The following is an 11,827-nucleotide window of genomic DNA, read 5'->3' as shown; positions in this document are numbered from 1 at the left end:
CCTCAAGAATTAACAAGATCACCAACAGCGACTTTTCGATTTTTAATTAAACCAAAAAACAGATACGCCAATATTCGGGAAACACTAAAACTAATCATCAATGTCCACAAATCATGCGACAAAAAATGAGCCCCACGAACTTGCTGATCAATACCAAAAAGAAGGCCCATAGACATAGCACCCCCTGCACCTAAACGTCTCCACTTAGAAGAGACAAAGAGGTAGTCGAAAAAGAAGTACAAGGCAATCCAGGCATAACCCGCACTAGCATGCCCGGCAGGAAAGCATGCAATATCTGGAAACTTAGAAGGCCACTCTTGGAAAAAACCAACGTAAGGAATATTCCCTCCGTAGCGTACTAAATCCCAAGGACATGCCACATTAATGCTGTTCTTTATAGAAGAAACTATTAATGCGGAAAGTGCAACTGATACAAAGAGATACACCAAAGGACGACGCAGACTTTTCATTGCCCCTACAAAGAAGGTTGCAACAATTGCCACCAAGACCACTACACCTATAGATATACTAAAGCGTTTCCCTATATCATGCAGAACATACTTAGTCAGCCAGAAATCCGATAACGTCCAATCACCTCCCTCCATCGTGTAAACGGCATCAGCCGTCCTAAAATCTAATTTAAAATAAGCTATTGCAATAATTAACAGGGTGAATAAAACCCACATCTTCAACAAGGGCACCCAAGGTGATTCACTGTATTTTAAAAAAGTTCTGGGGAGCATGTGCACATCAACTTTATATATAACAAGGATACTTCATGATGTCACCCCACTTCTTAAGTCATGCTTACGCGCAACAAATAAATTCATCAAAAGGCTTAAGAATACCTTAAGAAAAAATATTTATAATCAAGACAAAGCCACTACTTTATATATGCAATCATGCGACCAAAAACACTATCAGTCATCATTCCTGCAAAAGATGAAGTTGAAAACTTACCAACGTTGCTTGATGAAATTGATCAGGCACTTGTTTCAATTGAACACGAAATCATCGTTATCGATGATGGCTCTATAGATGACACCCAAAATTGGCTTGCAAATGAAGCCAGGAAAAATCCACGGCTACGCGCATACCGCCACCACAAAAGCTCCGGACAAAGCACGTCTATCTGGCAAGCGGCAAGGCTAGCGGAAGGGGATTGGTTGGCGACTATCGATGCCGATGGACAAAACGACCCGGCAGACATACCTATCCTTTATCAATATGCGAGCACTAACACAGTCACGGTAATTGCTGGGCACCGCAATAAAAGACGTGATATTTGGCATAAGAGGTTTTCTTCAAAAATCGCCAACCGTATCAGGAGCAAACTACTGAATGATTCAACACCCGACACCGGGTGTGGCCTTAAATTAATAAACAAAAATGCGTTTCTTAAACTGCCATACTTTAACCATATGCACCGCTTTATACCTGCGCTTATTCAAGCGCAGGGAGGGACCTGTATTTCTATGAATGTAAACCACCGAGAACGTCAAAACGGACACTCACACTATGGTTTACATGACAGACTTTGGGTAGGAATTATAGATATTCTAGGTGTCATGTGGTTGCGCCGCCGATCACGACTACCGGCAAATTTAATGCCGCTGGTGGATTCATACCCTACTGACAACGACTCCGGCAAATATGTTTAAAAACGACTTAATCTGGATGATTATTGGATTTCTTGGACAAGGCTTTTTTTCGGCCCGTTTCTTGGTCCAGTGGATTGCAAGTGAGAAGGCGCGACGCAGTATTGTGCCCAACGCGTTTTGGATATTAAGTCTAGGCGGAGGCGCTACGCTTTTTGCTTATGCAATTTATCGACAAGACCCCGTGTTTATCGTTGGCCAAGGAGCAGGGCTTTTTATCTACATGCGTAACATGATTTTAATCCGTAATGAAACACACATGAAATCAACGAAAAGTGAATAGCTTTATGCGTTTTTCGCTCTTGCCAATAACGGTGGCTCGCCATACCCGATTTTTTTGGTGCCTTTTTTTTCTGGGCGGTTTTGTGATTTTAGCGATTGGACTGGGGTTACGTGATCCATGGCCAGCAGATGAACCACGCTTTGCACTCAACGCACTCGAAATGCTTAAGACGGGTCAGTTTTGGTTTCCTCATCGCGCCGGCGAAATTTATCCCGACAAACCCCCTGTTTTCATGTGGGCAATGGCAATAGGTATTGCTCTAACTGGCTCGGTACGTTGGGGATTCATGCTCCCGTCTCTACTTGCTGCTTTCGGAACTCTCTTTTTAGTAGCAGATTTAACGAAAAGACTCTACGGTATACGCATCGCACTATTAGCCGGCGTTGCCCTGTTGAGCACGTTCCAATTTGCTCTTCAAGCTCGGACGGCACAAATAGATATGTCTCTCACTTTTTTTACTACGTTAGGGGCTTACGGGTTTCTACGCTATTCATTAATTGACGCCAAGAATATCTGGTGGTATGTCAGTTGGATCGCAATGGGCATCGGTATATTGACCAAGGGGGTAGGCTTTCTGCCCTTGGCGTTAATACCCGGCTGGATATTATTCTATAAACAAGGAGTAGTGCATCACCCTACATGGAAACAGTATATAAAGGGTTTTTCATTACTTATCTTGACGGTTAGCTTGTGGGTCGTGCCCATGGTCTTGATCGCCACATTTGGAGACGATTCAAGTCTCACAGCTTATCGGGATAATATCCTTTTCAAACAGACGGGCGAAAGATATGCCAATTCATGGCATCACTTGAACCCTTGGTATTACTATCTAGCCAGTGTCATTCCTTGGGCATGGCTACCTCTAATACTGGCCTTCCCATGGCTTATTAAACACTGGCAGCGTCGATTGAGAAGACGCGATGCTAAGATTTGGATGCCTTTAAGCGCAATATTGCTGATCCTTCTGTTTTTTTCGTTGTCGCCAGGCAAACGAGGCGTTTATATATTGCCTACAATCCCATTGTTAATATGGGCGGTCGCGCCGTCCATACCCGGCCTATTGCAACAAAAGGGTCTCAATTATCTGGCAACATTTACTATCATTGCCATTTCAGGCACTTTACTAACTGCAGGAGTCTTAGGTGGTTATGGAGTCAGTAGCCTAAACGAATTATCGCAGCACTATGGAGTAGTGCCTTGGAATTGGTGGATGACGATTGGTGCGCTGTCTATCCCCCTCATCCTCTGGTTAAAACCGCACCGTGGAATGTTGATATTTGTAATATGGATGCTGGCCTTCTGGGTTTCATGGTCTACATGGGGCTATGTACTAATGAATACGGCCAGGTCGCCTCACGATATGATGCAAAATGTTCAGCGCATAACAGGAAAAAACGCTTCATTGGCGCTCCCGGATTTCGATGAAGAATTTGTGCTACAAGCACAACAACCCGTCGTGCAATTCGGCTTTAAAACCCCATTAGAAAAACAATTACAACGTGCTTACGCATGGGTTAAACAGTCTCCCGATGAGCGTTGGATATTAACACGAGCAGATCAGGCAAAAGGGGAAGCTTGTATCGATCAATCCGAAAAGCATGATCTGGGTATTCAAAACAGTGATCATTGGTGGCTTCTTCCCGGAAGCGCTTTTTCTCAGTGCCCAGGAAATAAAAAATCTGCGCCGCTATACGAAGCTCCCACGACAAAATAGTCATCACCACCCTAAAATCCCGTCAAAGAGAGGCTTTAAGCCTCTCTTAACATTATAGAAACAAAACCCCTTAACACCTCCAACCTGAGCTTTAAAATGAAAAAGACAATCGCTGTATCTGGCAATTCATCAAGATCACCAAGATCTTTCTTGATACTTTCAGCAACATGCTTTTCACTCTTCTTGATACTATCATTGATAGTTAAAACTACTAATTGGTTTACTGGAATAAATGGAACCATACACAACCTCTTTGCACAGCACCAGAGTTCTTTTCTATTCAACTTCATGCTAAGCATAACTGAACTTGGTGATGGCATCGTAGTGGGCATAATATCCTCAGCAATAGTAATATCCATGCTCGTAAGGAAAGAAAAAGCACCCGCTATACTTTTAGCCTTAACCATGACCAGCATATCTTTAACGGTTCCTCTACTGAAGTTTTTAATACATGAAAGTCGCCCAATGGTGGGGCTGTATGAAAACTGGGAGACTTTTTCTTTTCCGAGTGGTCACACCACATTAAACATAACGCTCTACTTGTGCATCCTCCTCCTATTTACTCATCACTTTAATGTTAAACACAGAATATTGACTGGCCTCACCATCTTTTCATTACTGTTCCTTATATGCTTTTCTAGAGTTTATCTGAATGCGCACTGGTTAACTGATATTGTCGGCGGGGTGTTTTTAGGGACAGGATGGGCTTGCCTTTTTTTCTATCTATTTTTGCACCAATTTTCTCAGCACCAAACCAATAAAAGCTCTTCCATTTACTTCGCAATACTTATTGCAAGCATTTTAACAGTATGGCCGCTTCACTCCTTTAAAGTCTTTCAAAGTGACGTAACAAGGTACACTTCAAACGACCACTAGATGACTGAAATCACTTCATTAAAATATTAAACCAGACCCAAACAACAAGCAAAAATGTCATAAAAACCGATGCTGACCCAAGATCCTTGGCTCGGCCGCTTAATGTATGCCATTGCGTTCCCACGCGATCCACAACAGCTTCAATAGCTGAATTTATAAGCTCCACTACCAATAGCAAGATGAGAGATGCCCCCATCATCGCTTTTTCTATAGGCAAGTAATCCCCAAAGGTAGGAATTGGCATCAACAATGCAAGGACCACTAATTCTTGACGAAATGCCGACTCATGCACCCAGGCAGCACTCAAGCCTTTTAGAGAACAAAAAAGAGCTTTATTTAAACGTACGAGACCTGTTCCATTCCATTTATCTAGATCAGCCATTTTGTCAACACGTCCAAATTTACAAAGAAGCTAGTAGGATAGACTCGATACCTTAAGGGCTGATTAAGTCTCTCCGCTTGATCATGGCTCCTGATACAAAACGTTCTCTATCAGTCGCGCCGATAATCGTCATCGAGGCGCACGATATCGTCCTCACCGAGATAGGCACCGCTTTGCACTTCGATGAGTTCCAACTCGATGCGACCGGGGTTTTCCAGACGATGGGCGATGCCCAGAGGAATGTATGCGGACTGGTTTTCACCCACCAGGAAGACCTCGTCCCCCCGAGTAACACGCGCCGTGCCCGAGACTACGATCCAGTGCTCGGCGCGATGATGATGGCGTTGCAGCGACAGCCGGGCGCCAGGATGTACGCGAATATGCTTGACCTGAAAGCGTGCACCCTGTTCGACGCATTCGTAGCTACCCCAGGGGCGATAGGCACGTCGATGAGCGATACCCTCCTGACGCCCGAGCGATTGCAGACGCGCGACCAGGGTTTTGACTTCCTGAACGCGGTGACGATCCGCCACCAGCACGGCGTCAGCGGTTTCGACGACGACCAGATCCGAGATCCCGAGCGTCGCGACCAGGCGCGACTGCGATTGTACCCAGGCGTCTCGCGTATCTTCCGCGATGACGTCGCCGCGCAGCAGATTGCCGTCATCGTCTTTCGACGCGACGTCCCACAGTGCCTGGTAGGACCCGACATCCGACCATCCCGCCGCCAGGGGGATGACGACACCGGTCCGGGTATTTTCCATGACGGCGTAGTCGATGGATTCGGCCTCGCATTCGGCGAATGCGCCCGCCTCGGGGCGTAGAAAATCGAGATCTGTGCTGCGCCCGGCCCATGCCTTCTCCACCGAGGCATGCATGGCCGGGCGCCAATGTCTCAGCTCTTCGAGGTAACGATCACCGCGTAACAAGAACATGCCGCTGTTCCAGAGATGATGGCCGTCATCGGCAAATTCACGTGCGCGGGCGGCATCCGGTTTTTCCACGAAGCGTATAAGCGGCTGCAAACCCGCCGTGACATCGGCGACTTCCAGATAGCCATAACCGGTTTCCGCTCGCGTCGGCACGATGCCAAACGTCACCAAGTCACCTCGCCCCGCCGCCGGCAGCGCCGTCTTCAATGCTGCGTGGAACGCCGCCACCTCGTCGAGATGATGATCGGAAGGCAATACCAACAGAGGCGCGCTTCGGTTCGCACTGTCTTCACGCGCCTGCTGGCAAAGCGCCGCCATGGCGATAGCCGGCGCGGTGTCGCGTCCCTCGGGTTCGAGCACGATATCCGCCTCACAGTCGATTTCACGCAACTGCTCGGCGACCAGAAAACGATGCGCATCCGCGCAGACGACGATGGGACGCGCCACCTCGAGCCCTTCCAAGCGCAAAAGCGTCGCCTGCAGCAGGCTCCGCTCGCCAAGCAGGGCCAGGAATTGCTTGGGCGTATCGCGTCGCGACAGTGGCCACAGGCGCGTTCCATTACCGCCAGCGAGAATCACGGGCGTCAGCATGGCATCTTCCTCATCCGGGGATATCTCTGATCGTACGGTAACCAGCCGCCACGACAGGCGCCAGTCCTGTCATGACATTGCCTTGACAACCTTCCCCCGCTTCCCGAGGATTAGCGCCTTGTTTCCCGAACGAGGCAGATCGCCACTCATGCCGTTGTATCGTGTCTCGCTCAATGGCGTTGCGCGCTGGTATTACATGCGCACACGCTTTGCGTTCACTTCCCGCCTCACGTTGTCGCAACCCGGCACGACACGACAAATGGAAGCGGTGGGCAGCAGTCGCTTCTTTCTCGATGCGGCGTCGAATACGCTATTCAAACTGGTGGCCGACAAGTACACGGTACGGCGCCACCCTATCAAGTGGTGGATTCGCGACATCCTGGAAAAACGCCTGCTGGGCGGTTTCGATGCCCTCAAGGAATGGCGAGCCAATGCCTGCATCCGCCGGGCCGGGCTACGCGCCATCGAATGCCGTGGAGTCGGCGTGGCCTTAAACCCCTTCAACCCGCTGGGGTCACTGTTGGCCATGGAACACCTCGGCCGAGGCGAGTCCGGTGCGGATTACTTTCGCCGCCAGGAAGAAGAAGCACGCTTGGCGTTCCTGCAACGCGTCTGTGACGACGCCGTGGCCCTGATTCGTCACGGCTACTATCATCGCGACTTTCATTATGGCAACTTGCTGCTCGATGACACTGGCGAGATCGTCTGGATCGACACCCACGTCAAACGCCTGCCACAAGATGCGAGCCAACGCCGCCAGACCATTGTAGCCATGCTCAGCCCCACGAAATTGCAAGGCGAGCGTTACCGGGCCTTCGCCGAAGCGTACCTGATTCGCCAACTCGCACTATAGGGATTAGCCCCCACCAGGGAAGACATTCATGCCAACGCCCAAACGCTTTGCCTTCGTCATTGCCGATCTATACGGCGGCGGCGCAGAAAAATCGCTGCTTTATACGGCCGACGGTCTTCGCCAGCGCGGCCATGTCGTCAAGGTCTTCATCCTGCGCAACAAGATCGAACATCGTCTGCCGGAAGGATTGGAGATCGAGAATCTCGGGGTCATCAACCGTTTCAGCAAGATGTTGTCGACGCCGCTGGTGGAAAAATGGCAGGCCGCGCGTATCGCACACGCATTGAGCGCTTTCGGTCCGGATGTCGTGCTGTCATGTTCTTGCGACAAGATCACTCGACATCTGACATTCCCCAACCTGTGGTTCTGGATCAAGAGCGATATCTCGGCGAAATTCAGCGATTCCGACCAGCGCGCCAAGGCATTCGCCAAGGTGCATCGCTTCTATAGCGGACGCAACGTCGTCGCTGTCTCACAGGGCGTCAAGGATAACTTGCTCAACGTCATCGGACTGCAACCGGCCGAGATTCGCGCTATCTACAACCCCTATGAGCGAGAGCCCTTCCTGCGCATGGCCGAGGAATCGGCGCCAGTGCCGGACGGCGAATACCTGATCAATGTCGGCACGTTTGAAGCCCGCAAGCGCCATGACCGCTTGCTGCGCGCCTACAAGGCCAGCGGCGTGACGACCCCGCTGGTCCTGCTGGGCAAGGGCAAGGGCGACGAAGAAGCTAAGCTCCGCGCGATGATCGAGGATATGGGACTCACCGAGCGCGTCATCCTGCCCGGCTACCAGACCAACCCCTATCCGTTCATTCGCAACGCCAAGGCCTTGATTCTGACCTCGGACGCCGAAGGGCTACCACGCGCGCTCATCGAATCGCTGCTGCTCGACACACCGGTGGTCAGCGTCGACTGTCCCTCCGGTCCGCGTGAAATCCTCTCCGGCGAACTCGCCGATTTCTTGGTCCCGCTTGAAGACGAAACGGCGCTGGCCGACGCCATCGCTCGTATGGATGCCAACCCGGTCCGCGTGACCGAGGCGCATTACCGCCCCTTCCTCAAGGAGACCGTGCTGCCGCAGTTCGAAGCCTTGGCGAAGTAACGATACGCCTTACACAATTGAGCTCGCGTCCTGAAGAAACACCTTGAACGCCTGCCATAACGGGCTGCGATAACGCTCAGGATGCCACAATAGCGAGAAGTCACGGACCAAATGTAGTGGAGTCTCCAGCGCGACGAGTTCGCCGCGCTCGAGTTCGCCCGCCACGCTGAGCCTCGATAAACAACCAAGACCGAGGCCAGCCCGCACGGCCTGCTTGATGGCCTCGTGTTGGTCGAGTTCCATGCGCACCCGCAAGCGTGCTACATGAGGCCGAATCGCCGCTTCGAAGATCGCGCGAGACCCCGAACCGCCCTCTCTCAGGACCCATTCGGCGGCCTGCAGATCCTCAGGCGACAACCGCGACTGAGCAGCGAAACGCTGTGTCGGAGCACAGACAATCACCATCTCGTCGCGACACCAGAACTCACTGGACAGACGCGGTTCAGTACACTGCCCTTCCACCAGGCCGAGATCGGCGTCGTATTGCAATAAGTCGTCGATCACGCCTTGCGTATTACGCAGCCGTAGTTGGAGGTCCGTCTCCGGATGAACCTCGCTAAAGCGACCCGCCAGCCGCGGCAACAGATAAGTACCCACGGTGGCACTAGCCGACACTTGCAAACGCCCGCGTAATGCCCCTTGCGGCTCACGCGCCGTTTCCACCAGTACCGTTAACCCCTCTAACAACTGCTCAGCCTGTGGTAATAACCGCCGGCCGGCATCGTTGAGCGCCAGACGACGCCCGAGACGCTCGAACAGCGCTACGTCAAGCTGGTACTCAAGATCGCTCAATGCCTGACTGCTCGCCGACTGTGAAAGATGCACGCGCTGAGCGGCGGCACTCACAGAACCAGCGCGCGCCACATTCACAAATACATCGAGTTGGCGGAACGTTACCTTGGATGTCATATCGGATTTACTTAAATGGCTTATCGTTATTACTCGATATGAGGTTACACGATGCACGCCTACCCTGTCCTCTTCATCGGCATTCGAGAGGAAACATCATGTGGCAGGGGCTCAGTTTATGCATCGCATTGACGCTAGGCGGGTTCGCCATGGCTAGATTGCCAGGCATCGCCTCGAGCGGCGTCAGTCCGCTAGTGTTTACCTTATTGCTAGGACTGATGGTGGGCAATTTACCCCTGGCACGACGCTTGTCTGGCGTGGCACCAGGACTCCAGTTCGCGACCCGCTGGCTGTTGCGCAGCGGCATCGTGTTGTTCGGCCTTTCGCTGACCTTGCAGCAGATCGTGGGGCTAGGGCCAGCCATCATCGCTCTTGATGTCCTTGTGGTAAGCGTCGTCCTGGTGACTGGCTATCTGATCGGCACGCAAATACTAAAGCTCGACCGCGACACCGCCTTACTGACAAGCGCCGGTAGCGCGATTTGCGGAGCCGCCGCAATCCTGGCTACCGAAAGCATGATTCGTGCTCGTCCCGCCGCTACATCAATGGCGGTGGCTACCGTCGTGCTGTTCGGTTCGCTATCGATTCTAGTCTATCCGCTGATCTACCCTCTTACGCAGATGCACGAGGGCCTATTTGGCATCTATATTGGCGCCACCGTACACGAAGTCGCCCAGGTGGTAGCCGTCGGCGATGCAATCGGGCCCGAAGCGCTAACCAACGCAGTGATCGTCAAGCTGGTACGCGTCATGCTGCTAGTACCCTTTCTGCTAGTGATCGGGCAGTGGTGGCATCGCCGTCAGGTTCGCGACGGTGAATTCCCGGCAACCCGAGGTTCGCTCGTCATTCCTTGGTTCGCCTTCGGCTTTCTCGCCATGGTAGTCCTCAATAGCATCGTGGCTCTGCCCGCTCTCTTGCATCAGGGTCTCGTGACGAGCGGGCAAATCACCCTAGCGATGGCCATGGCCGCACTGGGATATGAAACACGATTAGAGAAACTCCGCGCTCTGGGAATCAAACCCTTCCTGCTGGCATTAATGCTGTTCGTGCTCTTGCTGATCGGCGGCGGATTGATAACACCTTGGCTCATGCGCTGAATTCGCAACGTAAAACGGCGCCCGAGGGCGCCGTTTGGTCATGAGCGAGCTTCATTCCGTATGCAAGGAATCCCCCCGGCCCACGGCGAAGTACAGCAACCCCGCGCGCTTGACCGCCTGCGGGTCGAATAGATTACGCCCGTCGACCACCACCGGCATGCGCAGGGTCTCCTTGAGCCAAGCGAAATCCACGCTGCGGAAGGTCTTCCATTCAGTGCAGATCACCAGGGCGTCGGCCCCCTCGATGGCTTGCTCGCGATTCTCGACCAGCACCAGATCGTCGCGCTGGCCGTAAATCCGCCGGCATTCGTCCATGGCTTCCGGATCGAAGGCCTGCACCCGGGCGCCGCACTCCCAGAGCGCTTCCATCAGCGCACGACTCGGCGCTTCACGCATGTCGTCGGTATTGGGCTTGAAAGCCAATCCCCACACGGCGACCGTCTTGCCCGTGAGATCACCATCGAAGGCCTGGGAAAGCTTGGTGAAGAGCGTGGCTTTCTGGCGCTGGTTGACGCCTTCGACGGCCTCGAGCAGTTCGGCACGATACCCGATCTCGCCGGCGGTGCGCGCCAGCGCCTGTACGTCCTTGGGGAAGCACGAACCGCCGTAGCCGCACCCCGGGTAGATGAAGTGATAGCCGATGCGCGGATCAGAACCAATACCACGACGAATCTGCTCGATATCGGCGCCCAGGCGCTCGGCGAGATTGGCAATCTCGTTCATGAAGCTGATCTTGGTGGCGAGCATGGCATTGGCGGCGTACTTGGTCAGCTCGGCACTGCGAATATCCATGAACATCAACTTTTCATGGTGACGGTTATAAGGACCGTAGCACTCGCGCATGATATCGCGCACGCGTTCGGCATCGGTGCCGACGATGATCCGCGCACCATGGGTGAAGTCCTCAATGGCGGCGCCTTCCTTGAGGAATTCGGGATTGGAGCAGACATCGACGGTAAGCGCAGCGCCCCGGGCGTCGAGCTCGCCCTGTACGGCACCGCGCACCTTGTCCGCCGTCCCCACTGGCACGGTCGACTTGTCGACGACGACCTTATCGTCGCGCATGTGTTGGCCGATGCTGCGCGCCACGGCCAGCACATATTGCAGATCGGCACTGCCATCCTCATCCGGCGGCGTGCCCACGGCGATGAACTGCAAGGGAGCAAAATCCACGGCGGTGGCGGCGTCGGTGGTGAAACGCAGGCGCCCTTCGCTCACGTTTTGACGCACCATGGCGTCGAGCCCCGGCTCGTAGATGGGGATCTCGCCGCGCTCGAGCCGCGCGATCTTGTCGGCATCGACGTCCATGCACATGACCTCGTGCCCCACATCCGCCAGGCAGGTCCCGGTGACCAAGCCCACGTACCCCGTGCCGAAGATACTGATCTTCATCGTGTGTCTTCCTTTACATGTCATTTCATCAAAAA

13 protein-coding genes are annotated in these 11,827 nt (G+C 52.8%); 7 read left to right on the top strand and 6 right to left on the bottom strand.

What is annotated here, in order from left to right; translation table 11 throughout:
* Positions 1–2 precede the first annotated feature (2 nt).
* The gene (locus tag SR908_RS16460; RefSeq protein WP_246923564.1) at positions 3–743 is read right to left on the bottom strand and encodes a phosphatase PAP2 family protein; all 741 of its coding nucleotides are present in this window, start codon (positions 741–743) and stop codon (positions 3–5) included.
* A gap of 159 nt (positions 744–902) precedes the next feature.
* On the opposite strand from SR908_RS16460, the gene SR908_RS16455 reads away from it, so the two are divergent.
* From SR908_RS16455 to SR908_RS16445, 3 genes are read left to right on the top strand one after another with little or no spacing between them, the layout of a single operon-like run.
* Positions 903–1,661, top strand: a complete 759-nt coding sequence (locus tag SR908_RS16455) for a glycosyltransferase family 2 protein (protein WP_178999940.1) — start codon at positions 903–905, stop codon at positions 1,659–1,661.
* Positions 1,654–1,941, top strand: coding sequence for a lipid-A-disaccharide synthase N-terminal domain-containing protein (locus SR908_RS16450; RefSeq protein WP_246923552.1), 288 nt, complete (start codon positions 1,654–1,656; stop codon positions 1,939–1,941). Before SR908_RS16455 ends, SR908_RS16450 begins: the two co-directional genes overlap by 8 nt.
* A gap of 4 nt (positions 1,942–1,945) precedes the next feature.
* Positions 1,946–3,655 carry an ArnT family glycosyltransferase gene (locus SR908_RS16445; protein WP_246923549.1) on the top strand — a complete coding sequence of 570 codons (1,710 nt, stop codon included), beginning with the start codon at positions 1,946–1,948 and terminating at the stop codon, positions 3,653–3,655.
* 35 nt (positions 3,656–3,690) lie between these two features.
* On the opposite strand, the gene SR908_RS16440 is transcribed toward SR908_RS16445, so the two are convergent.
* Positions 3,691–4,071: a hypothetical protein gene (locus tag SR908_RS16440; RefSeq protein WP_246923546.1), complete on the bottom strand. Its 381-nt coding sequence runs from the start codon at positions 4,069–4,071 to the stop codon at positions 3,691–3,693.
* Here SR908_RS16440 and SR908_RS16785 point away from each other — a divergent pair.
* Entirely contained in the window at positions 4,013–4,531 is a 519-nt protein-coding gene (locus SR908_RS16785) for a phosphatase PAP2 family protein (RefSeq protein WP_378075902.1), read from the top strand. The two genes, SR908_RS16440 and SR908_RS16785, sit on opposite strands and share 59 nt — an antisense overlap.
* Positions 4,532–4,541: 10 nt before the next feature.
* On the opposite strand, the gene SR908_RS16435 is transcribed toward SR908_RS16785, so the two are convergent.
* The gene (locus SR908_RS16435; RefSeq protein WP_178999936.1) at positions 4,542–4,913 is read right to left on the bottom strand and encodes a diacylglycerol kinase; all 372 of its coding nucleotides are present in this window, start codon (positions 4,911–4,913) and stop codon (positions 4,542–4,544) included.
* A gap of 110 nt (positions 4,914–5,023) precedes the next feature.
* Positions 5,024–6,436: a mannose-1-phosphate guanylyltransferase/mannose-6-phosphate isomerase gene (locus tag SR908_RS16430; RefSeq protein ID WP_246923543.1), complete on the bottom strand. Its 1,413-nt coding sequence runs from the start codon at positions 6,434–6,436 to the stop codon at positions 5,024–5,026.
* Between the two features lie 148 nt (positions 6,437–6,584).
* On the opposite strand from SR908_RS16430, the gene SR908_RS16425 reads away from it, so the two are divergent.
* Positions 6,585–7,289: a protein kinase family protein gene (locus SR908_RS16425; RefSeq protein WP_246923541.1), complete on the top strand. Its 705-nt coding sequence runs from the start codon at positions 6,585–6,587 to the stop codon at positions 7,287–7,289.
* A 28-nt stretch (positions 7,290–7,317) separates the two neighbouring features.
* Entirely contained in the window at positions 7,318–8,394 is a 1,077-nt protein-coding gene (locus SR908_RS16420; RefSeq protein WP_246923538.1) for a glycosyltransferase, read from the top strand.
* A gap of 9 nt (positions 8,395–8,403) precedes the next feature.
* Here the strand turns inward: SR908_RS16420 and SR908_RS16415 are convergent, their stop codons facing one another.
* Positions 8,404–9,303, bottom strand: a complete 900-nt coding sequence (locus SR908_RS16415; RefSeq protein WP_040243512.1) for a LysR substrate-binding domain-containing protein — start codon at positions 9,301–9,303, stop codon at positions 8,404–8,406.
* A 149-nt stretch (positions 9,304–9,452) separates the two neighbouring features.
* On the opposite strand from SR908_RS16415, the gene SR908_RS16410 reads away from it, so the two are divergent.
* Complete coding sequence (locus tag SR908_RS16410; RefSeq protein WP_246923535.1) at positions 9,453–10,400, top strand: YeiH family protein; 948 nt, start codon at positions 9,453–9,455, stop codon at positions 10,398–10,400.
* A 51-nt stretch (positions 10,401–10,451) separates the two neighbouring features.
* On the opposite strand, the gene SR908_RS16405 is transcribed toward SR908_RS16410, so the two are convergent.
* Positions 10,452–11,792 carry a UDP-glucose dehydrogenase family protein gene (locus SR908_RS16405; protein WP_246923533.1) on the bottom strand — a complete coding sequence of 447 codons (1,341 nt, stop codon included), beginning with the start codon at positions 11,790–11,792 and terminating at the stop codon, positions 10,452–10,454.
* Positions 11,793–11,827: the final 35 nt, after the last annotated feature.

It is taken from the genome of Chromohalobacter canadensis, from assembly GCF_034479555.1.
In the GTDB taxonomy this organism is placed as follows: domain Bacteria; phylum Pseudomonadota; class Gammaproteobacteria; order Pseudomonadales; family Halomonadaceae; genus Chromohalobacter; species Chromohalobacter canadensis.
The sequence above is the reverse complement of the archived record's forward strand: the minus strand, read 5'-3'. Positions and strand labels throughout refer to the sequence as shown.